The sequence below is a fragment of the Pseudomonas sp. MWU16-30323 genome (assembly GCF_020515595.1).
Taxonomy (GTDB): Bacteria; Pseudomonadota; Gammaproteobacteria; order Pseudomonadales; family Pseudomonadaceae; genus Aquipseudomonas; species Aquipseudomonas yamanorum.
Genome location: NZ_JAIWYM010000006.1, coordinates 261602 through 286546, shown reverse-complemented (window position 1 = coordinate 286546; position 24945 = coordinate 261602). Strand labels below are relative to the sequence as shown.

Sequence of the window (24945 nt, the reverse complement as noted above, 5' to 3'; positions counted from 1 at the left end):
TTGCAGGCACTTTCGCACCCGCAAAGCTGCTTTATGGCAGCTGTGCGCGGGAGACCTTCGGGTCTGCCGGAACTCGGTCCCGGTTCGCCAACCTGCGTACAGCTGTCACCCATTCGTTTGGCGACGATAGGTGACAGCCTCAATTAATTAGACCGAGGCTTTACCATGAATCGATACATGCCCCTTACAGGCAACGATTGCGACATCCCTTCCCTGCTCATCGACACCCAAGCGCCGCTCGACGTACTCCACCAGGCTGCCGCTTACCGCATCAACGCCGTGACCCAACTGCTGGAAAATATCGCCTTCCGCGAAGAAATCAGCAGTGACGCCGTCGTGCTTCACGACTTTGCACGCCTGCTCGCCATTCCTCTACGCGATGGCTGTGACCTGATGGACGTAATAGGCCGCCGGATCCAACCTAGCGACGCCTGAACAAAGCACACCCTGCTTCTGTAGGAGCAAGCTTGCTCGCGATGGTGGTGAACGATGACGCGGGTAGTCTGACACCCAGCGGCGCACTCAAGTTCTTCGCGAGCAAGCTCGCTCCTACAGTAGGCAGTAAGCGGCGCCAATCAGTGAGTTGCGATTTTAAACTTTGCAAATGCATCCAGATAAGCTGCCTTCAATCCCACACTGACGGCATCGAGGGTAGCTGAATTGAAAGCCACTTTATCCCGCTGAATAAGCGTCTGGCCTGCGCCTTTTATCTTGATTCGTGAATGCCCGGCATATTTGACACCGCCGATATAGACCGAAAGTTCTACATCAGTTGCATAGTATTCGGGATCACTCCAGGTTTTTACGAAAACCCGATCAATCTCGACCCGGGTTTTAATGGACGATGCCGAATCAGACCCTATAGCCCGCTTGGTAAAGCCAACCCAATCATCGACAGGAACATTGGCCATCCCCTCGTAGAGGCTGACGATTTCGTGGTTCGCGGCATGCCATACAATCTTGCTTCGCTCAGTGCAGGGCCCACAACGCTCGTAGCCTGAAACCCCGACAATATCCGACTGAACAGCACTGTTCTTAATGCTGGCCAACTCCGCGTCAGAGGTATAAGAAGCGAAGTGCAACTGATTGGTGACGCAACCACCCAGCATCAATAAAACAGCGATCAGCAACCCTGCTTTCATATTAAATCCCTAGAAAAAACCACTGCATTAAGAATGTCGCGCCTACAGAGGGCCGCGAGCCACACCCTGCCCAAACCGATAAATCGCCAGGCAATAGCCAATCAACGCCACTGCCGCCAGCAACCCGCCCGCCGCACCAATCCAGGCAAACCCAAAGTGGCTGCCCACCCAACTGCCCATCAACGCCCCGCCGCCGATACCGATGTTGTAGATCCCGGAAAACATCGCCATCGCCACATCCGTCGCATCCGGCGCCAGCACCAGTACCTTCGATTGCAGCGCCAGGCCAAAGCCCATGATGGCCATGCCCCAGAACACACTCAGGGTCACCAGGTACGACACCTCGCCACTCAACGGCAACAACAACGCCAGGCACAGCGCGAGGATGGTCACCGCGCTGATCAGGAAACGATGGGGATTAAAGCGATGCACCAGGCTGAACAGCAGCGAACCGATGATGCCCGCGCCGCCGAACACCAGCAGGATCAGGGTCACGGTGTTGCCGCTCATGCCGGCAACGCCCTCAACGAACGGCTCAACATAGCTGTAGGCCGTGAACTGCGCCGTCACCACCATCGCCGTCAGCACGTACAGCGCCACCAGCGCCGGGCGCTTGAACAGCAGCGGCAGGCTGCGCAACGAGCCGGAGTTCTGGCTCGGCAGCAGCGGCAAGGTGCGCGCCAGCCAGAACACCAGCCCGGCGGCAAACGCGCCGATCACCAGGAAGGTGGTGCGCCAGCCCATGGCTTCGCCCAGCAGGCGGCCCAACGGAATACCCAGAACCATCGCCAGGGAGGTGCCGGTAGCCAGCAACCCAAGGGCCTGCACCTGCTTGCCCTCCGGTGCCAGGCGCACCGCGAGGGAGGCGGTAATCGACCAGAACAACGCATGGGACAGGGCAATGCCGACCCGGCTGAGCATCAGGATGCCAAAGCTGGTGGCCACGCTGGACAGGATATGGCTGGCGATAAACATGCCGAACAGCACGATCAATAGCTTGCGCCGCTCGACGTTACGGGTCAGCAGCATCACCGGCAGCGAGGTCAGGGACACGATCCAGGCATAGATGGTCAGCATCAGGCCGACGCTGGCGATGGGCATGTCGAAGCTCGCGCCGATGGCACTCAGCAGGCCGACCGGCACAAATTCGGTGGTATTGAAAACGAAAGCGGCCAACGCGAGAGCGAAGACCGGTTGCCAGTTGGCTTGAGGTGTTGCGGCGCAAATGCTCATTGACAGGTCGTCGTACTCGTTTGCGCGCAGATCAAGCCGGCCCGATGCCGGGCCTTGAGCCGCGCGCAAAAAATAGTAACACGACGGTTCAGGGATCGACTTGCCCCATCAGCTCCGGAATCGATTCCGGACGCTTGGCATAGCGCTGGGCCAGCGCCGCACAGACCATCAACTGGATCTGGTGAAACAGCATCAGCGGCAAAATCAACACGCCCATACTTGCCCCGGCGAACAGCACCTGGGCCATTGGCACACCCGTGGCCAGGCTTTTCTTCGAGCCGCAGAACAGGATGGTGATCCGGTCTTCCTGGCTGAAACCAAAAGCCTTGCTCAGTACGGTGGACGCCACCAGCACCAGCCCCAGCAACACACAGCACGCCACCACCAGGCCACCCAGCTCCCACAACGGAATCTTGTGCCAGATGCCTTCATTGACCGCTTCGCTGAACGCGCCGTAGACCACCAGCAAAATCGAGCCCTGGTCGACGAACTTCAGCCAGGACTTGTTACGCCCCACCCACTCGCCGATCCAGCGACGGGCGATTTGCCCGGCGATGAACGGTAGTAGCAGTTGCACACTGATTTTCAAGATTGCATCGACGGTGGAACCGCCATCGCCATGCACATTGAGCAGCAAGGTCACCAGCAACGGCGTCAGGAAGATGCCAAACAGGCTCGACGCCGCCGCGCTGCAAATCGCCGCCGGGATATTGCCCCGGGCCAGGGAGGTAAAGGCAATCGCTGACTGCACAGTGGCGGGCAATGCACACAGATAGAGCATGCCCATGTACAGGTCTTTGCCGATCAGCGGCGACAACACCGGCTTGAGCGCCAGGCCCAGCAACGGAAACAGCACGAAGGTCAGGCTGAACACCAGCAGGTGCAGGCGCCAATGACCCGCGCCGGCAACAATGGCCTGGCGCGACAGCTTGGCGCCGTGCAGGAAAAACAGCAGCGCGATGGCCAGGTTGGTCACCCAGCCGAAGGCCACGGCGGTCTGGCCGCTGGCGGGCAGCAGGGACGCGAGGATCACCGTGGCCACCAGGGTCAGGGTGAAGTTGTCAGGTAAAAAGCGTGGGCGGGTCATAGGCCAATCTTCCAGGGGTTGCCAAGAGCATCTTCGCGACTCTAACGTAACGGCTTGTTACCGACTAACGCCAATGAGCCAGTAAATGCCGCCTAAAGGACATGACAAAACCGTGCGCCGCAGCGTGCCCGGGCTTTCCAGCCTGCCGAGGCCGGTGTATGGCCGCACCGAATCCCTGCCCAACCGCGCACTGACCCGCCGCCACAGCCACCCGTGGGTGCAGTTGTCCTACGCGATATCCGGGGTGCTGGAGATCCAGACCAGCGTAGGACGCTTCGTCGCGCCACCCCAGCGAGCCGTGTGGATCCCGGCCGGCATGCCACACCGGGTGTTCAGTTCGCCCCATACCGAGATGCGTAGCCTGTACCTGGATTGCAGCGTCACCGCCTGGGCGGCCGATCGCTGCCAGGTGCTGGCGGTGAGCAGCCTGTTGCGGGAGTTGATTCGCAGCTTCAGTGAATTGCCGGTGGAATATGCCGAGGACGGCCCGGATGGGCGGCTGGCCCAGGTGGTGCTGGACCAGTTGGCCGCCGCCCCCCAGGTCGACCTGATGTTGCCGCTGCCCGTTGACAGCCGCTTGCGCCAGATTTACCGCAGCCTGAACCTGCACCCCGAGCAGCAGACCACCCTGGGGCAATGGAGCCAGAAACTGGCGGTCAGCGAGAAAACCCTCAGCCGGCTGTTCCTGAGCGACACCGGCCTGACCTTCCGCGCGTGGCGCCAGCGCCTGCGACTGTTGAGTGCCCTGCCCGCGCTGGAGCAAGGTGAACGGGTGACGGATGTGGCATTGGCCTGTGGTTACGAGTCCACCTCGGCTTTTATCAACGCCTTCCGCCAGCAGTTTGATGCCACACCCGGCGAGTTCTTCCGCTGATCATCAGACAACAAAGACCCAAAATGAGAACGGGGTCCCGTGTGGGAGCGGGCTTGCTCGCGAATGCGGTGGGTCAGTCGAGACATGTGCTGGCTGACCTACCGCATTCGCGAGCAAGCCCGCTCCCACATTTTTGTGTGCGTTTCAATTCAGAATAGAGTCAGCTCCCGTCACCGCCATGCGCCTCTTCAAAGAAGTAATCCTTCCAACTCCCCGCCTTGTTCTTCAGCACCCCCAACGCCTGCAATTTCTCCGCATAGACATAGGTACGCTGCGGCACGACGGTGAAGTCGATTTCCGGATCCTGGACAATCTTCTCCACCAGCGCCAGCGGCAGCTTCGACTGTTCGACACGGATATAGGCCTGGGCCGCTGCCGGTTTGTCAGCCTTGATAATCTTCTCCGCTTCGGCCAACGCGTCGTAGAACGCCTTGTAGGTCTTGGGGTTTTCGTCGTGGAATTTCTCGGTGGTGTACAGCACGTTGAACGTGGCCGGGCCGCCGAGGATGTCGTAGGAACTCAGCACCTTGTGCACCTTGGGATTCAACAATTCCTGGTACTGGAACGGCGGGCTGGAAAAGTGCGCGTTGATCTCTGAGCCGCCGGCAATCAACGCCGCGGTGGCATCCGGATGCGCCAGGCTGATGGAGATGTCATCGAACTTCTTGTAGTTGGCATCACCGAATTGCTTGGCGGTTTCAATCTGCAAGGTGCGCGACTGGAAGCCCACGCCCGCTGCCGGCACGGCGATGCGGTCTTTTTCGCTGAAGTCCTTGAGGGTCTTCACGTCCGGGTTGTTGGTCAGCAGGTAGTTGGGCATCGACCCCAGCGAGGCGATGGCCTTGACGTTCTGCTTGCCCTTGGTGCGGTCCCACAGCGTCAGCATCGGCGGTACACCCGCCGAGACCACGTCCAGCGCGCCGGCCAGCAACGACTCGTTCATCGCGGTGGCGCCGGAAATGCTGTTCCACTCCACCTTGATGTCCAGGCCCTGTTCCTTGCCGTGTTTCTCGATCAGGTTCTGGTCGCGCACCACGTCGAGGATCAAGTAGCCAATGCCGAACTGCTGGGCGATGCTGATTTTGCCTTCGGCGTGGGCACCAAGGCTGAGGAGCGCACTGGCTGCTGCCAGGAGCGTCAGGGTGGGTCGTTTTATTATCATGAGAACGCTGCCGCGATGTTGAGAAGGGTTGCGAGCGTAGCGACCCAGGTACGGGGCGAAAAAGAATATCGGGATCTATGGATATACGAAAAACACTGCCCGCCGAGGCTTTCGGCTGGTATGGTGCCGCCCTTGAAAAAACCGCTGCGAGGAAATCGACCTTGAACTCTGACGAAAAAATGACCGGCGACCTGTTCGAAGTGGACAAGCGCCTGTCACTCAAGCCCGTGGTGGACTTCAACAACTACCTGCGCAGCGCCTTCGGCGATGGCCCCTGCACCTGCATCCGCTGCGTTGCCAGCGAAGGTAACGAGGCGGGTTACGAGTTCCAGCACACCTTCGATTTCGACGGCAAAAAAACCCACCGCCGCTTCGCCTCCACCGCCGGCAGCGACGTGCTGCTGATGCTGAAAAAGGCCTGGTTGTCCTATACCAAGGCCGAGCTGCCGCTGAGTGGCGCGCTGGCCCTGGACACGGTAAAAGAGTTTGTCGAGCCGCAACTGCACAAACGCGTGGCGCCGCTGTTCCTGGCCAGTGGGCTGGTCAAGGATGTGGAAGGTGAATGGCGGATGCAGCCGCAGGCAGCGGGCTGATAATCGCCCAAACCGGCAACAAGCTGCTTCACTGACAAGGCTGCCCTCTCAGCGCAAGGAGTTGCCGATGGCCGAGCCAAGCAAGAAGATGAGCCTGATGGGCCTGACCACCCTGGTGGCGATCAACATGATGGGCTCGGGCATCATCATGCTGCCCGCCAGCATGGCGCAGTTGGGCGGGATCTCGCTGCTGTCGTGGCTGATCACCGCCGTGGGCTCGATGGCGATCGCGTACTGCTTTGCCCAGTGCGGCCTGTTCTGTACCCGCACCGGCGGCATGTCGGCCTACACCGAAGAGAGTGTTTAAGAGCCAAATCAAAATCTAAAGCGGGCACGGTCAAATGTGGGAGCTGGCTTGCCTGCGATAGCATCAACTGGGTGTACCTGATGCACCGAGGTGTCTGCATCGCAGGCAAGCCAGCTCCCACAGAAAAGCACAGCTGCATCCGCTTCAGATTTGGCTTTCGCTCTGGATCTTGCCTTTGCTTTTAACACTCAAGCCGGCCTGTAGGCCGCTGTGTTCTTGATCTTGTTTTTGATCTTAGGCGCCCCGTTAAACCACGATGGCCGCAAGCAGGCACGGTGGAGCGGGTAAATCGGCAAGGATGCCGATTTAGCCGCGCCGGGCCATGGATGGCCCGTCGCAGCGGCCCGCGGAACCGGGCCGGAGTGCGGGCATGCCGAGCCTAAGCGAGGCACCGAGTGGTGGGGCAAGAGCCTTTTGGTTACTTTTGGGCTCCTTTCAAAAGTGACCCGCTGTAAGAGCGGAACCATAAGCCGCCGTTACCGCAGCAATGGATATGTACTCAATCAATCAAACCACTCCCCCCGCTCAAGAAACGTATTCCGAATCATCTCCACCACCCACCCCACCTCCTGCGGATGCCGCACCTCAGCACTCACCCCCATCCAAACCTGCCGCTGCATCCCCTCCAGAAACACCCCATCCAACGCCGTCAACCCACGATCAAAACAACTCATATACCGCGGCAACAACCCAATACACGCACTGCACCGAATCATCTCCAGCATCAACGGATACGCCTGCACCTGCACCACCCCCGCCAACCGTTGCTCCACCAGACTGTTCCACGGCCGCAACGCCTCCACCTGCCGGTCCGGCTGCCACTGCACCAGCATGTAATCCGCCAGGCCTTCAATGTTGTCCGGCCGCACCGCCAACCGCGAATACCGCTTGGCAATATGTGGCGAATAATCCAGCCGCGCCAACACCTCAGGCGCGTCAATGGCAAAGCTCGGCCCGGCCCCCGGCGAATCCATCCCCGACAACCACACCACCACATCCGCATCCAGCGCCTGCAACCCCAGCTCGCTGTCGATGGAAATAATCTCCAACCGCACACTCGCATTGCGCCGCAGCAGCGCAATCAGGTCGCGTCCCAGAATGTCATGCAGGATCGACTCGGCAACCGCCAACCGAATCAACGGTTGCTCCAGCACCGGCAAGCGTCGCTCATGGGACAGGGCAATCAGTTGCGCCTGCAGCTGCTGACCTTCACGACTCAGGGCCAGGACATTGCCCTGATAGCTGAACAGCGAACGCCGCAGCTGCTCTTCCAGTTGCGCCAGGCGCTTGCGCAATTGCGTGGCCTTGATATTGAGGCTGCGAGCCGCCTGCATGAAACACCCACAGCGCGCGCTGATCAGGAAATATTGCGCCACTTCGGGTTCGATGGTGGCCGCCACGGCCAGCCAGGCCTCGCGGGACTCTGTCAGCCCGCGATAGGGCGTGGTGCCGTGGGGTACAGCCGGGTCAAGAAATACCATGGGAGACTCCCTGTCTTGTGGGTACTGTGCATCCAATGCGGTGAGACGTATTTACTCCAGCACCTTGTTCAGCTCGGCGCCGTCGATACTCAAGGTGGCGGTATTGAGCATGCCTTCCAGGTAGGCCTTGGCGATTTGCTCCTGGCGTTGCGCACGCAGGGCCTCGGTCAGGCGGCCCCGCAGTTCATCCAGCGTGGCGGTGCGCGCCGGTTGTTGCCCGGTGAGCTTGAGCACGTGAAAACCCGCGGCACTTTGTACCGGCTCGGACACCGCGCCCGTCTTGAGCCGCGCCACCACACTGCGCATTTCGGGCACCAGTTGCTGCAATGGCTGCATCCCGGAATCGCCACCGCGCCGGGCGCTGTCGGGGTCCTGGGAATATTGGCTGGCCAACGCGGCAAACTCCCCTGGCGAGGCCTGCGCCTTGCGGCTCAATTCCTGCGCTTGACGGCGTACCGTGTCGACGGCTTGCGGGTCGGTCACGGCCAGGAAAATCTGGCTGACCTGGTACAACGGCGGCGTCACCCATTGCGCCTTGCCGCTGTCATAGGCTTGCTGCAATTCAGCGGCGCTGGGGTAATCCGCCGGCACCTGGCTGACCGACAACATGTAGTCGCGAAACACGATCTGCTCGGCGGCGGCGCGGGTTTGCTGCTCCACTTCCGGGCGCTGGCGCCAGCCCTGGGCATCGGCCTGTTCAAGCACGGCCTTTTGCGCCAGGCGTGAACGCAGCCAGGTTTCCAGGGCGCCACGGTTGCCACGCAGTTGCTCGCGGGTTTCAACCGGCAAGGCAGCCAGCACCGACTTGAGCTCGGTGAGGTCGATCTGCTGGTTGCCCAGGCGCGCCACCGCCGGCCCGTCCTTCACGGCCACCGGCGCCGGCTGCTGGGCTGCGACCGGGTCACTGCCCGGTCGCAGGCCCAACCCCACCGCGACCGCCAGCACCACCAGGGCACCGGCGCCGACCACCAGGGTTGGTTTCTTCACAGGGCAGGCGCCTCTTCACGGGCATCGACAGCAGGCGCGGCGTCGGCCTGGGCCTGAAGCTGGGCGGCCTGCTGGCTGTATTCACGCAGGTAGACGATGAACTCCTGCAGCAGGCGGTCCCACAATTCCAGCTGGTTGCGCAGGTACGGGGCGCCCACGCCGGCGGCCAACACGTCCATCTCCATCAGCAGGAACTCACCCTGCAACGACAACCGCGCAAAGCGCCGGGAAGCGTTCCAGACCTGGGCCAACCCCTCGGGCAACTCGCCCTGCACCCGCAGCGCGCAGCTGTAGGTGAAGTCCACGTAGCTGCCCTGCTCTGTCGCCCGGTTGCCGAAACGCACGGCAAAACCGATGCCCTGGCTCGCGCTGAGCAATTGCACGATACCGTTCTGCTCGGTGTGGTTGACCCGATAGCCGGCTTCCTGCAGCAGCTCGGTCAAGGCATGCGGGGTCACGCTGGTGATCAGTTGTACGTCGCTCATAGTGGTCTCTTCCTTGTTGATCAATGATTAGTGACGGTCTGTGGAGCATCGAACCGATTAAGGTATAGACCATCACCAAAACCCTGGGCGAGTTCCTCGAACTTGACCCGGGTGCTGCTGGCGAACGGTTGGCGGATGCTCATCACGTCGGCCACGTCGATTTTTTCGTAGGCCGTCAGCAATTGCTGGGCGACGCCGTACATCTGTTGATTCTTGGCTGAACATTGCTGCACTTGTGTGTCACGTTCCGTGAGTTGCGCCTGCAAGCGCGCCCGCTCGGTTTCTTTGCCCCGGGCGATCACCAGCAAATCTTCATAGGCTTTCTTGAACTTGCCCACCTGTTCATTGCTCGCCGCCACCTGAGCCTGGGCCTGGCTGTGCAGGTTCTGTTGCTGGCCAACCAGTTGCTCAGCCACGCCCCGGGTCTTTTCCAGCTCGGCGGTCAGTTGCTTGATCTGCGCCTGGGCCTGCTTGGCCTGGGTTTCGGCAGCGATGCGCGCGGCACTGGCCTGGGCCTGCTCGCTTTGCAGTGCCTGCAACTGCTGGGTGGTGCTGCGCAGTTGGGTACGCAGGCGCTCTTCCATGCCTTCAGCCGAAGCGCCGGTGGTGACGAGCAGCAAAAGCAGGCCGCAAATTCGCGTGTTCATGAGCTTTCTCCGGCGCATCAGAAGCGCGTGTTGAGTTCCAGTTGCATGACATCCACTTCAAACGGCGCGCCATACACTTCGGAGGCGCTGAGCCAACGGGCGCTGGCATAGATGTTCTTGTCGAGGCCGTAGTTGGCACCGATGAAATAGCCCTTGGCGTTGGTGCCGCCGAGGTGGAAGGAGGAGTCGTTGAAACCGTCGGGCAAGGCATCCGGCTGGATGTATTTGTAGCCGGCCAGCACGTTCCAGTCGCCCTTCTTGCGCATCTCCAGCGCACTGCCGAGGGTGAACTGCACCAGCAATGCGTTGCCGCCGCTTTCAAACTGGCCGTCACTGTTAAGGTTGTTGACGATCTGGCCTTCGCTGCGCTTGAGCATCTCGCCTTTGTCGTAGGCCAGGTTGTGGATGAAGTTGGTCTGGCTGCGCAGCTTGAGGTCTTCCGGCAGCTCGCTGTCCCACGCCAGGTTCAGGTCGAGCACGTTGAATTTGGACGCCAGACCGACGAATTGCGGTTGCGGGGTCAGGCCCGGTGTCGCCGGGTTGGGGGCGATGTCCCGCAGCAGGAACACGCTGTTGCCCTTCTGCATGAAGGCCAGGCGCGTGCCGTCGGTGTCGCACGCCGGCTGGCCGGCCCACGGCGAGCAAGGGCTGGAGCGTTCACCCTGGATGTCACCGAAATGGTAGTAGGCCATCGAGCCTTTCAGGCTGTTGCTGCGGTTGATCTTCCAGTCGGCGCCGATCTGCCCACCGAACATCCATTTGTTTTCACTCTCGTCCTTGTCGAAACCGTTGGTGGTGGCCGTGTCGGGGCTGTACTCCACCGGGAACGCGCCGAGGGTGCCGAACAGGCCCCAGTCACTGTTGAGCTTGTGGTTGAAGATCGCCGCTACACCGTCGAAGTTGAGGTCGCCGGAATACATCATGTCGGTGGAGTAGAACGGGTTGGCAAAACGCCCGGCGGTCAGGCTCATGTAGTCGGTGGTTTTCCAGGTGAGGTAACCCTGGTCGAGCCAGATGTCTTTCTTGCCGAAGCCACCGCCCAACGTTTGGGTGGTGGACACCGGGTTGTTGTCGTTGCCGGTGCCGAGGCGAATGCCGGCGGTCCATTCCGGCGAGATCACGGCTTTCATGCCCAGGCGGGCCCGCAGGCGGAACAGGTTTTCGCGGTCTTCGCGGGTGTTGAGCAACGGCGGCAGTTGGGTGTTGGTGTTCTTGTTGACGTCGTAGGGCCCGTTTTGATTGAGCTTGGCGTAATCAACGATTTCGTTGCTGTTGTTACCCGAGAAATAGCGCGACTCATCCCGCAGGCGGATGTCGCCGTCGAAGCTGATGCGCGAGACCCAGTCCGGAAAGGTGTTGGGCTGGGCCCAGTTTTCCTGCTTGGCGGTGGCCATGACCTCGGCCTTGACCTGGTCACGAATCTGGTCGCGCACCGCGGCCGGCACGTACTGCACCCGCACGTCGCCGGGGGCCGCAGTTGGACCTGCCGCTACTGCCGTGGCGGTGCTGGCCTGGCGTGCCTGCTGGGCTTCTTTTTCAGCCTGGGCGATCAGCCCGTCGGCCTGCTCCTGCTTGAGCACACCTTGCTGCACCAGCAGGCGGATCAGGTTGATCGTGGCGTTTTCCGAAGGCGCGGCCGTGGCTGCCGTCGCCTGGCCGACCAGGGTCGCGATGACCATGCCGACCGCCAGGGTCAATCGATTCACGTGGGAAATCATCTGCACACAACTCCTGTAGAAAACTGCAAAAAGGGTTCGATCAATCCGGGCGCCGGCCCTTGAGGGACAGGCGTACCGGCAGGGTCAATGACGCGGGTGTGCGTTCCTTCAAGCGCGGTGTGGCGCGCAATGCGGCCAGCACCTGAGCGTCGGTCTCGGTGTCGCCGCTGGACTTGGCCAGCTCCACGCGGGTCACCTCGCCGTCGGCGCTCAGCCACAGGTCGGCCTGCACCGTGTAGGCCTTCTTGCGCAACTCCGGGTCTTCCCGCAGCAAGCGCTGGAACACCCCGGCCAGGTACTGCTTGAACGTCCCGGTCCCCAGGCCGCCACCGCCAGAACCGGCCATGCCGCCGCCCTTGCCGGCACCGATGTTGAAACCGTCATTGCCGGACTGCGCGTCGCCGTCGATCTGCATCGGGTTGGCCAGGTCGTCCGCCGGTGAAGGCGGTGCTTCTTCCTCGGGCTTGACCTCATCGGGGGTTGGCGTGGGCGCCGGCTCGGGGACTTTCTCCTGCACCTCGGGCTCCGGTTCCTTGGGTTTTTCTGGCGGCGGTGGTGGCGGTGGCGGCAGCGGAATAATCGTCGGCACCTTGGGTGCTTCACGGCGCACGCCACTCATGTCATTGGCCCACTGCCAGAGAAACCAGGCAGCCACGGCCCCCAGCAGCAGGCCAATGCCCCACTTCAGCGGGCGTAACGGCGGCGTGTTCTTCAGCGGCGTCGGCGTGATCGGCATCTGTGCGGTCATGGCTCAGCCCTGGCTCGGTTTGCCGGTGACCAACCCGACCTGGGACAGCTCCAGGCGACGCAGCAGGTCGAGCACTTCGATGACCTTCTGGTACTGCACCATGGCGTCGCCGCGCACGATCACCGGGAAGTCCGGGTTCAACGCTTTCTCGATGCGCAGGCGTTCTTCGAGCTCCGGCAAGGTCACCGGGTAAGCGTCGAGAAACACCTGGCCGCCATCGTTCACCGAGATCGCCTTGGTCTTGGCCTCGGACAGCGACACCGAAGCGCTGGCCTTGGGCAGGTGGATCTGGATCCCCGACACCTGGGCGGTGGCGGTGAGGATAAACATCACCAGCACCACCATCAGCACGTCCACCAGGGGCGTGATGTTGATGCTGTCGACGGGTGCGTCGTCGTCATCGTCGTGGGAGGCATTCACGGAAGCCATGCTGATTCTCCTCAGGCCGGAACGTGGGCGTGGTGGTCGCGACGGTGCGCGGCTTCACTGTGCTGGCTCTCGCCGTGCATCTCCGCCAGGCGGGTGATGAACTCGTCGACGAACACGCGCATGTCGGCGCTGACTTCCTTGTTGCGGGTAATCAGGCGGTTGTAGCCAAACAGCGCCGGGATCGCGACAAACAGGCCCATGGCCGTGGCCAGCAAGGCGGCGGCCATGCCCGGGGCGATGGCGTTGATGTTCACGTCACCGGCCATCGCCGTACCGAGAAACACCACCATGATCCCCAGCACGGTACCAAGCAGGCCGATATACGGACCGCCGGCAATCGCGTTGGACAGGGTCGACAGCTTGGCACCCAGCAGCTGGTTTTCCCGGGTGCGCACGCCGTCCATGGAGCAGCGAATGGCTTCGATGGTGGCTGCCGAGACCGATGAGGTGTCGGCGCCCTGGGCGCGGCGGGTGCGGATTTCCTTGACCGCGACCCGGTACAGGCGCCACAGCGAGGAATGGGTCAGGCGCTCAGCCAGCAACGCGTCGTCGTAGTACATCTCCAGGCGCGTACCGATCTGCGCGAATTCCTCGCGGAAGAGATCGTTGGCGGCACTCACACGGCTGACCTGGCGGTTCTTGCGAACCATGATGAACCACGACTGGAACATCATCCCCACCAGCACCAGGATGATCACCCAGGCGTCCACCGGCACCGCCTTGAGCAGGAATCCCAGGCTGCCGAAGCCGAAGCCCGACTGCTCTTCATCCACGCCATAAGTCACCAGTTTCGACTCGGCGCCCTGGGCGGTGGCATCGGCCAGCAACAGCGCTGCCGGGCGCGCGACCTTGGACAGGCGCAGCTCGTCCATCGCGCCGGTAAACGGCAGGTGGCCGCTGGCGGCTTCCGGCAAATCGGCACCGATGGCCAGTTGCGAATTGAACGCCGGCATCGCCACGGCGAGGGTCGCAGTCTCGCGGCCATTGACGTACAGCGAGACCTTGTCGCCCTCGGCGGTGAACGCCAGGTGCTGCCATTGGCCCGGGTTCAGCGGCTGGGTCGAGACGGCGCGCTGGCCGTCGATTTCAATAAACGGCATGCCCTGGTTCAAGCCCAGCAACAGGCTGTGAGCGCCCTCGCGACGGGCCATGACCAGTTGCTCGCCGCCGGCCTGGTCCAGGCGCAGCCAGGCACTGAAGGTAAATGCACCGCCCGCGGCGTGTTGCAGCGACGGACTGGCGGGCAACAGCAACGGCTGGCCACTGAACTGCAGCGCACGGCCGATCACCCCGTCGATGCTCGCACCAGTGGCGTTCACGGCAGTGTTGCCATAGGCCGTGGTGTCCCGGGGCGGCGTGCCGTTGGCGCCGTCAAAGTGGTAGAGCGCGGTGTAGTTCGGGTCGAAAGTCAGTTGGCCGTTGGCAGTGGCCGGAGCCTTCTGGTTGCCGTAGTACATCCACAGGTCCTGGCGCTGGCCGCCTTCGACCTTGGGCACATCGACCCAGATCAGCGCCATGCCCATCAGCGGGTCGAAGCTTTCGATCTGGTGGTTGAACACGGTCTTGTCATCGGCGCCGACAAAGCGCAGGTCGGCGCCGTCGTCCTTGACCCCGTCAAAGGTGAAGTTGCCGGTGTGCAGGCGCACCAGCAGCGCGGTGCGGCCCAGGGCCTGGCTGATGGCCGCACCCTGGGAGGTGGTGTCCACCGTGATCTGTTTACGGTAGTGCCAATCGTCCTGCCACCAGGCGTGGGCGGTGGCCGGGAGCGCGAAGCCCAGGCAGATCAACAGGCTCAGAAATAGGCGTTGCATGTCAGGAGTCTCCGAAAAAAGGGGTCAGAAAGTCGCCTGCACACTGAAGTGCAGTCGCGAGTCCTGTTTCTGGGTGTTTGGGCCATCGAGCAGCGGGTAGCCCCAATCCAGGCTGCCGGACAACCACTTGCTCAAACTGGCGCGGGTGCCCAGGCCGACACTGGCCAGGCTGTATTCGTCTTCCTGCTCGGGCAGCGGGTCATGCAGGCGCAGGCGCGCGCCTTCGGCAAACGCGTAGAAGCGCCACTCCTGCACGTAGCTGCCGAGGAACTTGGCCAGCGAAGGCGTACGCAGCTCCTGGGAGAGCAGGTAGCCTTCATCGCCGGTGCGCTCGGCGGCGAGATAACCGCGTACCGACGTGGCGCCACCGGCAGAATATTGCTCGTTGGACACCAGCGGCCCCGAGGCCAACTGGAAGCCGGCCTTGGACGCCGATTGCCAGTCGTTGCCGAAGGTGTAGGTGTAATTCAGGTCGCCCTTGAGCACCGCAAAACTCGGGCTGGCCTTGTCACGCTTGTACTGGAATTCCTTGGCGTCACTGCCGTAGCCGAAGAACGCGCGGGTCCCGACAATCAGGTTCAAGCCCAGGCCCAGTTGCGACTGTTCGGTGTAGCGGTAGCCGTTGTAGCCAAAGGTCAAGGGTGCGTACTTCAGCGGGATATCGTCCGTGCTGCCGCCAAACTTCATCTGTTCCTTGAAGTCCTTGAAGTCCACACCGGCCGAGAACGAGTTGGCCCAGTTGCCGCTGGCCGGCAGGCTGTAGATCGCCGCCACGCCGTAGGAATGGCCCTTGCCCAACACGTTGCTGCCGCCGATGGTGGCGATGTTGCTGTCGGACTGGTAACCGGAGAACTGCAGGCTCCAGCGATCACTCAGTGGCGCGGTGTAGGCGCCCGACCAGACCTTGGCGTTGTCGCTGTCCTGGGGCGCTGTGAAGTAGGTCAGGGAAATGCTGTGGCCCAGTTGCCAGAGGTTGTCGTAACCCAGGGTGGCAACGCTGCGCAGTTCCTTGGTGTCGGCGCTGTAGTCGTTGTTCAGGCCGAGGCTGGCGTGCCAGGGGTTCTGGTCTTCCACCTGCAGGTCGACGTCCATGGTGCCGGGGCGCTGACCTTCGCGGACCAGCGGCGTGACCTGGCGCCCGGCGCTGCGATTGAGGCCGGCCAGTTGGGTTTGCACGCGGGTGAAATCCGGGACTGCGCCCTCCTTCAGGCCTGGTACTTCGTCGCGGATTTCCACCGGCGAATAGTGCTTGGCGCCGACCACGCGGACGCGGCCGACCTTGGTTTCGCTGACTTGCAGGTAGACGATACCGTCATCGACCTTCTGCTCCGGCAGCTCGACGAACACCGACTGGTAGCCGCGTTCCTGATAGATCTTCTGCAAGGCATCCCGGGCGCCTTCGATATCGGCGAGGGTCTTTTGCGGGCCGAGGAACGGGTACACCGCCTCTTCGATGGCGCGGGCATCGAGCACGGTGTTGCCGCGCACGAAGTACTCGTTGACGTCCACCCGCCGTGCCGGAGGCTCACCTTCGGCCTGCGCCGGTTGCGCCAGTGCCCCCAGCGTCAGCCAGCACAGCGCCAGCGTTGATTTGAACAGATGCTCCACACCGCCCCCTGGTCTACTAAGAATGATTGCCGTCGCCGTTTTCCCGGCGTTTGGCCTGTTCAATTGCTGGATATCGAGGTGTTGCCATGCCGTGCGAGCCAGGTGTGCAGCAGGGCGAAGTTCAGGGAGAACTCCGGCATGTGCAGCAAGGCGCCACAGAACACTTCACCGATGATTTTCTGGATCAACTGCACCGCCTGCGGGTTATTCAGGAACGTGGCGATGTCGCGTTGCAGCAGGTTGATGCTCCAGACTTTCTGATTGAGGTCGAGGCCGACGAACCAGCGGAACAGCAGGTTGTAGTTGAGTTGTTCGTGCAGTTGCTGTTCGTTGGGGACCGCGTACAGGAGTTGCAGCAGCAGGATCTGCAAGAGGGTTTGCGGGGCGATCTGGGTGCCGGGTTCGGGCTGGAGCAGGTCGCGGTGTTGGTCGAGGATTTCGTCAATCTGCGGGCGCAGCAGGACCAATGAATGACCTGCGGGGATGTAGCTGGAGACTTCCTTGAGGGCGCCTTGCCAGTCGTCCTGGGAGACGATCCATACCCACGGTGCGCCATAGCGGTAGACCGAGACCGGTTTTTTGCGCGCGGCTTCGACGATCTTTGACAGGCGCTGGTCGAGCTCCTGCATGCCGACTTTCGAGTAACGTTCCATAGTTCCCATTCGCCCCACTCCTGGCATCCTGCTTGCGCTTCTGGCATCGCCTGTTTGGCGGTGTCGAGCGCGTTACATAGCCAAGACTGGGGGCACGGGGGGCTACCGAACTTTTGTCATAAAAGCTTCTTTTTTTGGCGGGGTGGTGCTCTTGCCCCACCACTCATGACTTTTGGTAAAGAGTCCTTTTCGGATTCAGCGGTTTTTCTGAAGGAACGAGGGGCCGATACTCGACTCCATTGTTCACATCACTTCAGGAGTCACTCATGTCTATTCCCGCATTCGGCCTCGGTACGTTCCGCCTGCAAGGCCAGGTCGTCATCGACTCCGTCAGCACCGGCCTGGAGCTGGGCTATCGCGTCATCGACACCGCGCAGATCTATGAAAACGAAGCCGACGTCGGCCAGGCCATTGCCGACAGCGGCATCCCACGGGACGAGCTGTTTATCACCAGCAAGATCTGGATCGCCAACTTTGCCGAAGGCCAACTGATCCCGAGCCTCAAGGAGAGCCTGCGTAAGCTCCAGACCGACTACCTGGACCTGACCCTGATCCACTGGCCATCGCCGGAAGACCAGGTGCCCGTCGCCGAATTCATCGGCCAGTTGCTGGAAGCCAAGCGTCAGGGCCTGACCCGGCAGATCGGCATTTCCAACTTCACCGTCGACCTGATGAAACAGGCGATTGCCGCCGTCGGTGCCGAGCACATCGCGACCAACCAGGTCGAACTGCACCCGTACCTGCAAAACCGTACCGTGGCGGATTTTGCCAAGGCCCATGGTATCCAGGTCACTTCCTACATGACCCTGGCCTACGGCGAAGTGCTGAAGGACCCGGTGATCCAGCAGATCGCAGACCGTCATCAGGCAACCCCGGCGCAAGTGACCCTGGCCTGGGCCATGCAACTGGGCTACGCGGTGATCCCGTCGTCGACCAAGCGCGCCAACCTGGCCAGCAACCTCAAGGCGCTGGAGCTGACCTTGAGCGACGCCGACATGGCGCAGATCGCCGGCCTGGAGCGTGGCCATCGGCTGACCAGCCCCAAAGGCATCGCGCCGAACTGGGACTAAGCCACAGGGCTGCGGGACAACTCCCGCAGCCACGGCAACACCCGCAGCCCGCAGGTGGCTGGCGGTGGATCGACGATGTCCATGAAGTGTTCGAGGTTGACGCTGTCCGGCGCACCCGGCAGGCGCACCAGCAGAGTCGGTTTGGCGGCCAGCGTGCCCAGGTCGCGGGTATCGTAGACCAGCACATGGCGAATCTGCGGGTGCTGTTCCTGAAAGGCCAGCACCCCGCCCTCGCTGGCCGCCAACCCGGCATTGATGATCAGCACGTCGAACGGCTCGGCCGGGATGGCCGTGAGGATCAGCACTTCGTCGAAGGTTTGCACCGGAACGATGCGGTAGTAGCCCAATTGGTTGAGCATTTTTTCGATGTACAGCCGTTGCAGGTGCTGTTCATCGGCGATCAGGATGGTCAGTGCTTTGTTTGGCATGGCGAACACCTGAGCAAGAAGTGCTCGTGAGGGACTGGGCGGCCTATTTTCCAGACATATTCCGAAGACTAAATAAGGTTTGTTCCACCTTCATGTAGGAGTTGTCCCAAATAGCTCGAATGACAGCCCTCGCCAGTCAAGTCTGATTGCAATAACCCGACAACCCGTGATGCAGGTGCGCGAGCGCTTCATCCATGTCGTCGATGGCACTGGCCAACTCGTTACGCGCTTTCCGTTCACAAACGTTTTCCAGCACTTCACAGCACGCCATCAATGCCTGGGCCTTGACCATGCGCGCGCCGCCTTTGGTTCGATGGGCCAGGTCATGCAGGCCGGCAAAGTCGACCTTGTGTTGCAGGGCCACCAGTTGCCCATGGTCAGCCTCAAGGCTGTCGAGCAATGGCACCAGCAGCTCCTTTACTGCGTCGATATCCCCTCCGGTCAGCTTCTCCAGGTCGTGCAAATCAAAGTCTGGCGACAACTTCTCCACGCTGACCGGGGCCACCGAGGGCGTGGCTGTGCGCGACATCAGGGCCGCATGCAGATCCTCAAGGCCGGTGGGCTTGAACAGGCAACCATCCATTCCCGCCTGTCGGCAACGTTCGGCTTCCTCGGGCTGGGCGTTGGCGGTGAATCCCAGCAACAGGCAAGGCGCCAGCCCGCGTTCACGCTCCAGGGTGCGGATATCCCGCGCCAGCTCGTAACCGTTCTTGAATGGCATATTGCAGTCGGTAATCACCCCATCAAAACGTCCGGACAACCACAGTTCAAGCCCCTGGACGCCATCTTCGGCGGTGGTGATGCGGTGCCCCAGAAAGCTCAATTGCCGGGCCAGCAGCAGCCGGTTGGCCGGGTAGTCATCCACCACCAGAATGCTCAGCGCGTGGGCCGGTGGCGTTCCCAGGGCAACGGGCACGGCCGGCATCAGCGTTGCGTCAGCCACTGGCAGCTCCAGGGTGACATCCACCCGAGTGCCCTGCCCCAGCAGGCTGCTCAATTGCAGTTGCCCGCCCATCATTTCGCACAGGTTGCGGCTGATGACCAGGCCCAGGCCCGAACCGCTGCGCGCCGATTGCTCGGTGTTCGTGCCCTGGATAAACGGGTTGAAAAGGCGTTTCTGGTCTTCAACACTGATACCGATGCCGGTGTCTTCCACCCACAGCCTGAGGCTCAGGTACCCGTTGGCAATCGCCGACGAACCGGACGCGCCAAGCCGTACCTGGCCACGGGTGGTGAACTTGATCGCATTGCTCAGCAGGTTCGACACCACCTGCTTGAAACGCATCGGGTCCACCAGCACGTATCGGTCAATCAGCGGGTCGAGCTCCACCTTCAATACCAGGCCCTTGGCCCGCGCCAGCCCCTCGAAGACCCGCGCCACGGACGCCAGCAATTCGTGCAGGTTTGAAGGCTGCCAAGCCAGGGACAAGTGGCCCGACTCGATGCGGGCGATGTCCAGGATATCGCCGATCAACTCCAGCATGCCCCGCGACGCGTCGGCGGCCACCTCCAGCGCATCGCGGTCGGCCCGGCCCTGTTCGGCGGCTTTCAAGGCCAGTTCAATCATGCCGATCACGGCGTTCATGGGGGTGCGTATCTCATGGCTCATGGTCGCGAGAAAGGTGGTCTTGGCGCGATTGGCGGCATCGGCCTCCTCCTTGGCCTCCCGTAGCTGGCCGAGCAGATGCTGCCTTTCGCTGACGTCCACCCAGCCGGCGATCATGCCCACCACCCGCTCATCACCGTCGCGGTACGGCAGCATCCAGTGGTAGATCGTCAGTACCGTCCCATCCGGCACCTTGAGCAGGCGGTCCTGGATCTGTGGCTCCCCCTGCTCCATCAAGCGCAGGTAGTCCTGGTGAAAAGACTCGGCCTGGGGGCGATTGCCGGTGTCAGTCTCGACCACGGTTTTACCGGTCACGTCCTCCAGCTTGAAATCGAACACATCGAGGTAAGCACTGTTGCACGCCATCAGACGGCCCAGGCGATCACGCACATAAATCGGATGAGGCGTGCCGTCGATCAGCACGCCCATGAAGCGCATCTGGTCACTCAGGGCACGCTCGGCCTGCACCCGTTTGCGTATCAGGCTACGCAGGTAAATCGCCCAGCCCAGGGTGATCAGCAACAGCAGCGCTGCCAGGCTGAAGCCTTGAATGATGACAGCGCGGTGCCGCGCCCAGTAGCTGTCTTCAACCAGTACTTCACTACGCCATTGACTGGCCAACTCATTCATTTCCTGGGGGGTGATACTCAACAGCGCCTTGTCGAGGATCGAATACAACTCCAGTTGGCTGCGGCTGACACCGAAGGCTATGCGCGCCGGCTCAGACCCGACGGTGCTGGTGACCCGCAAGCGGTCACGGTACTCGCGGGCAATCATGTAGCGCGCACTGATCAACGTATTGACGGCCGCATCGGCGCCGCCGCTGGCCACCAGCGCCATGCCGTCCTCAGGGTTGTCGACGTCCACAAACTTGATGGTGGGATACTCCTGGGCAATCCCCTCTTGCAGGCTATTGCCGCCGATCAGCGCCAGGCGCTTGCCGGCCATGTCTTCCAGGGTGAGGGGGCTGCGGTCATCCATGCGACTGACCAGCACAAACGGATTGGTCAGGTAAGGCCTTGTAATACGCACCTTGTCCGTGCGCTCAACGCTGGGCGTGACCGCCGCGATCATGTCCACACCGCCCGTGCTGACCTTGTCAATCTGCTGGGGCATCGAGGTGCCCGGGACGACGTCAAATTTCAACCCGGTGCGCAAGCTGATACGGGCCAACACCTCGGCGCTCAACCCTTCGAACTCGCCCTGCTTGTCGATAAATGAAACCGGCAGGAACTTGTCGAGTACCGCGACCTTTACCCTGGGGTTCTTCTCCAGCCAACGCTGCTCGCTGGCACTCAAGCGCAACCGGTCCGCCCCCAGGAATCCCGGATTTCCGGCACTCCAGCGCCGCAGTATTTCCATCTGCTCACTGACCGGAATCGCGGCCAGCGCCGCGTTGATGATCGACAACAGGCGCGTGTTGTTGCGGGAAAAGGCAAAGGCGAAGGGGTTGACTTCAAGTGACGAGAAATCGGCCATTCGAACGTTGTTCAGATGGTTCCCGTTGATCAGGTAGTTGGCGCTGATTGCATCGCCGAGGTAAACATCCGCCTGGCCGAACGCAACAGCGCCAATGGCCTCGAAGGTCGAAGGGAAAAGCTGTAGCTGGGCATGAGGGTAAAATGCCCGTACTGCATCAGGCTGCATGTAGTGATAGAACATGGCCACCCGCTTGCCGGCCAGGTCGGCACTCAGGGTCTGGCTCTCGTTCGTTCGGGTGACCAGGGCCGGTTGATCCATGGCATAGGAGCGCGACAGCACCAGTTGCGGGTCTGCCGCCTCGTAGCCGTTGGCTGACGCCAAAAAATCCACCTCGCCGCGCTTGAGTGCAGTGATGACCTCATCCCGGGTGTCGTAACGACGAACTTCAACCCTGATGTTCAGCGCGTCGGCTATCAGTGCGGCGTAATCGGCCGTAATCCCCTCCAGCTCATCGTTGCTGCTCAACTCGAATGGTGCGTAATCGGGGCTGGAGATCCCCATCAACAAACGGCGGTGCTCCCGCAGCCAGCGCCAGTCCGCCTCGGGCAACCCCGCCGCCGGCGTGTCGAGGATGGAGTGCCCCAGCAGGTACAGGGTGCGCGCCTCCGCCAGGGCCGGGGATTGCGTATAGAGCACGCCCAGCAGCACCCACGCACTGAGCCACACTACCCGGAACCTGGTCATTTCAGATCAGATGATTGCGTTGGGCGAATTTGGACAAATGCACCACCGACGACATACGCAGCTTCTCCTTCAGACGGGTTTTGTAGGTACTGATGGTCTTGTGGCTGAGCAACATGTCCGCGGCTATTTCCTTGTTGCCGAGCCCCAGCGCCAACTTCTGCAACACGGTCAACTCACGGTCGGAAAGCTCTGCCACCAGGTCCTGTTCGGTGGACTGCAAATCGTCCCGACGCACCGAGCTGGTAGGCAGGCTGGGAAAACAGCTGTAGTTGGACATCACGGCCTTGATAGCTTTTTGCAGTTCATCCAGCTCGCCGGTCTTGGCCACAAAGCCCATCGCGCCGGCGCGCATGCAGCGGGTAGAAAAAAACACCGCCAGATAAGACGTCAGCACCAGGATCTTGCAAGGCAGGCCCAGTGCCTTGATTCGGCTGATCACCTCAAGACCACCCAACTTCGGCATTGCCAGGTCAAGGATGATCAGTTCGGGGCGTTCTTCCCTTGCGATCTGCATCGCATCAGCACCGTTGCCAGCCTCGAAAATCGTGTCGAAGCCTTCCTGCTTCAACAGGTACCGGACGGTTGCGCGGATAAATGGGTGGTCATCCACGATTAAAGCTTTGCTCATAAGGCTCCCCTGGGAGGATTCAGTACCGTTGCACATCACACGGGACCTATCTACCTGTGAGAAATGACAGTTCCGACGAACGGTTCTGAACATTCCTACAAGAAGCAATCGGGTCCCTCCATTTGAACAGCGCATAGCCAAGGATGGCCGCACCTGCGGGCCTGGCTAGTCGCAAGCGCGCAACCTTACCAATGGAATGACGCGCCACCTGAAGGGATAGTCCCAGCCATATGTAGGATTTTTCCTCACCAAAAGCATAGTAAACAGTGGGCTCCGGGAAGCGGGGCCGTCTAGTCGGTGGTACTCGGGCTCCAGAACGCCTGTACCACCAGGGCCGAGGTGGAAATGCGCGCCACCAGGGCGTCCAGTTCGTCACCGTCCACCGAGGTCACGGCCAGCGTCGCCTCGATTTCCACCTCTTCAGGACCAAAGGGGCGCACGTCCACATCACTGGCCGGGTAGTTGCAGCGTGCAAGCTCGGCTTCGAGCAAGGCCAATACCGCCTTTTGCTGGGTACGACGAGCCACCACATAGAGAATGTTGGTCACCTCGGCCGACACCACGTCCAATGGCTGGCGGTTGATGTTATTGACGATCGGCCGCAGCAAGGTGTTGGCCGCCAGTACAAACAGCGTGCCCAGCAACGCTTCGAGGATCAGGTCGGCACCGGCACAGGCGCCCACCGCCGCCGATGCCCAAAGGGTGGCTGCGGTATTCAACCCGCGCACGTTGCCTTCTTCACGCATGATCACGCCGGCGCCGAGAAAACCGATGCCCGAGACCACATAGGCCACGACCCGCACCGCCCCTTCGGCGCCACCCAGACGGTTGGCCATGTCGACGAAAATCGCCGCCCCCACCGCCACCAGCACGTTGGTACGCAACCCCGCCGTGCGCTGGCGGTACTGACGCTCGAAGCCGATCAGTCCACCGAGGATAAAGGCTGCGGTGAGGCTGACCAGTGTGTCGACCAGCGAGTTGAGGTTGATGTTGTTGATTGCTTGCATAGTCAGTCTTCCCTGTTCATTGCCAGCCAAACTTAGACGAGGAAACCTTCGGGCAGGTACGACCATCCTGGGCCGTGATTGGGTCACGGCCACGACAGGACAGGGCCGCCCGTCGCAAACGACAGGCGCGTCCGTAGTATCGCGATGCAAGGCATCACGTACGGGTCAGCGTCGATGAGAGGGAAATCGGGATCGGCCAGGACTGGCCGCTACCGGGATGCCGCTTCTCGCTTCAGGGCGAGACAACGGCATCGGAAAAATGCGCGTTACCTTGCCAAGTATGTGCCGGTTATCGAGACCGGCCGACGACTGTCACTCGAACAAGTACCCACTGAGGGTCTCCGCTATTGATGAAAACGCGCAAAGCTTACGCTCCGATTTAAGGAGAGTAAACCGTAAGAAAGTTTACCCAAGAGGGCTAGGAATATTCTTCAGGGAGGGTTCAGGTAGGCACCACGGTGCTGCTACGCAGAAGACGGCCGATCACGCTCCACCAGCGCCAAATACTCATTGATCGCCCCACCCGCCAAGGCCTTCACCTGAATGGAAACCCGATTCACCTGCCGCCCCATCTCGATGCCATCCCGAGTCCGCACCTGAACATACCCAAGCCGGGGCCAGAACCGCTCGGCCTTGACGTTCCCCACCACCACCGTCAGCCGCAACCAACGTGCGCCCAGGCGTACTACCCAATCCTGGAAATCGGCATGCAACTGCCGCGCAAACCCGGTGCCATGCAACGCCGTGGCCACCAACAGCAACCCGATATGCCACACCCCAACCGCCAGCAGGTCGGACGCCACATTCACCACCGCAACCAACTGCCCTTCGGCATTGCGGTAGCCAATCCAATACATCCGCGTGTAGCGCCAGGTGTCAGGCAGTTGAAGAGTCAACTCATCCCGAGCCTCCGTGGGTGTGGCTGGCTCACCATTCACCGCAAGAAAATACTCCGGGGCCGCCTCGAAAAAGCCCTGCAGCTCGGCTTCATCCTCAAGAGTCAGCTCAACCACCCGGATGCCCGCCATCGAACTGCGGGGCAGCTCCACTGCTTCAACCACATCCATGTGCAACG

At 61.5% G+C, this 24945-nt stretch carries 23 protein-coding genes and 2 pseudogenes; 6 read left to right on the top strand and 19 right to left on the bottom strand.

What is annotated here, in order from left to right:
* The first annotated feature begins 177 nt into the window (after window positions 1–177).
* Complete coding sequence (locus tag LIY45_RS10745; protein WP_226476283.1) at window positions 178–435, top strand: hypothetical protein; 258 nt, start codon at window positions 178–180, stop codon at window positions 433–435.
* A pseudogene (locus tag LIY45_RS10740) lies at window positions 432–557 on the top strand (outer membrane lipoprotein carrier protein LolA); the annotation flags it as partial. The gene LIY45_RS10745 and the pseudogene LIY45_RS10740, both read left to right, overlap by 4 nt.
* 18 nt (window positions 558–575) lie before the next feature.
* On the opposite strand, the gene LIY45_RS10735 reads toward LIY45_RS10740, so the two are convergent.
* The 3 genes from LIY45_RS10735 to LIY45_RS10725 all read right to left on the bottom strand — a co-directional run bounded on the left by LIY45_RS10735 (window position 576) and on the right by LIY45_RS10725 (window position 3462).
* Window positions 576–1142, bottom strand: coding sequence for a hypothetical protein (locus LIY45_RS10735; protein WP_017479809.1), 567 nt, complete (start codon window positions 1140–1142; stop codon window positions 576–578).
* A gap of 42 nt (window positions 1143–1184) precedes the next feature.
* Window positions 1185–2375 (bottom strand): sugar transporter, encoded by a 1191-nt coding sequence (locus LIY45_RS10730; RefSeq protein WP_226476282.1) that lies wholly within the window; start codon window positions 2373–2375, stop codon window positions 1185–1187.
* An 88-nt stretch (window positions 2376–2463) separates the two neighbouring features.
* Entirely contained in the window at window positions 2464–3462 is a 999-nt protein-coding gene (locus tag LIY45_RS10725; RefSeq protein ID WP_226476281.1) for a bile acid:sodium symporter family protein, read from the bottom strand.
* Between the two features lie 85 nt (window positions 3463–3547).
* Between LIY45_RS10725 and LIY45_RS10720 the strand changes: the two genes are divergently transcribed.
* Window positions 3548–4336, top strand: coding sequence for a helix-turn-helix transcriptional regulator (locus LIY45_RS10720; RefSeq protein WP_226476280.1), 789 nt, complete (start codon window positions 3548–3550; stop codon window positions 4334–4336).
* A gap of 160 nt (window positions 4337–4496) precedes the next feature.
* Here the strand turns inward: LIY45_RS10720 and LIY45_RS10715 are convergent, their stop codons facing one another.
* The gene (locus LIY45_RS10715; protein ID WP_226476279.1) at window positions 4497–5498 is read right to left on the bottom strand and encodes an ABC transporter substrate-binding protein; all 1002 of its coding nucleotides are present in this window, start codon (window positions 5496–5498) and stop codon (window positions 4497–4499) included.
* Between the two features lie 161 nt (window positions 5499–5659).
* Here LIY45_RS10715 and LIY45_RS10710 point away from each other — a divergent pair, with 161 nt between their 5' ends.
* Together LIY45_RS10710 and LIY45_RS10705 are read left to right on the top strand one after the other, a co-directional pair.
* Window positions 5660–6091 (top strand): hypothetical protein, encoded by a 432-nt coding sequence (locus LIY45_RS10710; protein ID WP_226476278.1) that lies wholly within the window; start codon window positions 5660–5662, stop codon window positions 6089–6091.
* A gap of 67 nt (window positions 6092–6158) precedes the next feature.
* Window positions 6159–6392, top strand: a pseudogene (locus LIY45_RS10705) (putrescine-ornithine antiporter); the annotation flags it as partial.
* A gap of 509 nt (window positions 6393–6901) precedes the next feature.
* Here LIY45_RS10705 and LIY45_RS10700 read toward each other — a convergent pair.
* Genes LIY45_RS10700 through LIY45_RS10655 form a run of 10 tightly spaced genes read right to left on the bottom strand, consistent with a single transcriptional unit; the run spans window position 6902 to window position 16965 of the window.
* Complete coding sequence (locus LIY45_RS10700) at window positions 6902–7879, bottom strand: LysR family transcriptional regulator (protein WP_226476277.1); 978 nt, start codon at window positions 7877–7879, stop codon at window positions 6902–6904.
* Between the two features lie 51 nt (window positions 7880–7930).
* Window positions 7931–8866: a peptidylprolyl isomerase gene (locus tag LIY45_RS10695; RefSeq protein ID WP_226476276.1), complete on the bottom strand. Its 936-nt coding sequence runs from the start codon at window positions 8864–8866 to the stop codon at window positions 7931–7933.
* Window positions 8863–9351, bottom strand: coding sequence for a YbjN domain-containing protein (locus LIY45_RS10690; RefSeq protein WP_226476275.1), 489 nt, complete (start codon window positions 9349–9351; stop codon window positions 8863–8865). The genes LIY45_RS10695 and LIY45_RS10690 overlap by 4 nt, the downstream gene beginning before the upstream one ends.
* A 20-nt stretch (window positions 9352–9371) precedes the next feature.
* On the bottom strand, window positions 9372–9998 hold the full coding sequence (locus tag LIY45_RS10685; protein WP_017475448.1) for a hypothetical protein: 627 nt from the start codon (window positions 9996–9998) through the stop codon (window positions 9372–9374).
* A 17-nt stretch (window positions 9999–10015) separates the two neighbouring features.
* On the bottom strand, window positions 10016–11716 hold the full coding sequence (locus LIY45_RS10680; protein WP_226476274.1) for a putative porin: 1701 nt from the start codon (window positions 11714–11716) through the stop codon (window positions 10016–10018).
* Between the two features lie 40 nt (window positions 11717–11756).
* The gene (locus tag LIY45_RS10675; protein WP_226476273.1) at window positions 11757–12464 is read right to left on the bottom strand and encodes a TonB family protein; all 708 of its coding nucleotides are present in this window, start codon (window positions 12462–12464) and stop codon (window positions 11757–11759) included.
* A gap of 3 nt (window positions 12465–12467) precedes the next feature.
* Complete coding sequence (locus LIY45_RS10670) at window positions 12468–12893, bottom strand: biopolymer transporter ExbD (protein WP_003211540.1); 426 nt, start codon at window positions 12891–12893, stop codon at window positions 12468–12470.
* A gap of 11 nt (window positions 12894–12904) precedes the next feature.
* Window positions 12905–14704, bottom strand: a complete 1800-nt coding sequence (locus LIY45_RS10665; RefSeq protein ID WP_226476272.1) for a MotA/TolQ/ExbB proton channel family protein — start codon at window positions 14702–14704, stop codon at window positions 12905–12907.
* Between the two features lie 24 nt (window positions 14705–14728).
* Window positions 14729–16312 carry a ShlB/FhaC/HecB family hemolysin secretion/activation protein gene (locus LIY45_RS10660; RefSeq protein WP_226476271.1) on the bottom strand — a complete coding sequence of 528 codons (1584 nt, stop codon included), beginning with the start codon at window positions 16310–16312 and terminating at the stop codon, window positions 14729–14731.
* Between the two features lie 59 nt (window positions 16313–16371).
* The gene (locus tag LIY45_RS10655) at window positions 16372–16965 is read right to left on the bottom strand and encodes a transposase (RefSeq protein ID WP_226476289.1); all 594 of its coding nucleotides are present in this window, start codon (window positions 16963–16965) and stop codon (window positions 16372–16374) included.
* 266 nt (window positions 16966–17231) lie between these two features.
* Here LIY45_RS10655 and dkgB point away from each other — a divergent pair, with 266 nt between their 5' ends.
* Window positions 17232–18035 carry a 2,5-didehydrogluconate reductase DkgB gene (dkgB, locus tag LIY45_RS10650; RefSeq protein ID WP_226476270.1) on the top strand — a complete coding sequence of 268 codons (804 nt, stop codon included), beginning with the start codon at window positions 17232–17234 and terminating at the stop codon, window positions 18033–18035.
* Here the strand turns inward: dkgB and LIY45_RS10645 are convergent.
* From LIY45_RS10645 to LIY45_RS10625, 5 genes are all read right to left on the bottom strand, one after another.
* Window positions 18032–18463, bottom strand: coding sequence for a chemotaxis protein CheY (locus tag LIY45_RS10645; RefSeq protein ID WP_226476269.1), 432 nt, complete (start codon window positions 18461–18463; stop codon window positions 18032–18034). The two genes, dkgB and LIY45_RS10645, sit on opposite strands and share 4 nt — an antisense overlap.
* Window positions 18464–18599: 136 nt before the next feature.
* On the bottom strand, window positions 18600–22235 hold the full coding sequence (locus LIY45_RS10640; protein ID WP_226476268.1) for a transporter substrate-binding domain-containing protein: 3636 nt from the start codon (window positions 22233–22235) through the stop codon (window positions 18600–18602).
* A gap of 1 nt (window position 22236) precedes the next feature.
* Window positions 22237–22863: a response regulator transcription factor gene (locus tag LIY45_RS10635; RefSeq protein WP_226476267.1), complete on the bottom strand. Its 627-nt coding sequence runs from the start codon at window positions 22861–22863 to the stop codon at window positions 22237–22239.
* Between the two features lie 290 nt (window positions 22864–23153).
* Entirely contained in the window at window positions 23154–23870 is a 717-nt protein-coding gene (locus LIY45_RS10630; protein ID WP_017475457.1) for an MgtC/SapB family protein, read from the bottom strand.
* Window positions 23871–24334: 464 nt separating this feature from the next.
* Window positions 24335–24937, bottom strand: a complete 603-nt coding sequence (locus tag LIY45_RS10625) for a GNAT family N-acetyltransferase (RefSeq protein ID WP_226476266.1) — start codon at window positions 24935–24937, stop codon at window positions 24335–24337.
* Window positions 24938–24945: the final 8 nt, after the last annotated feature.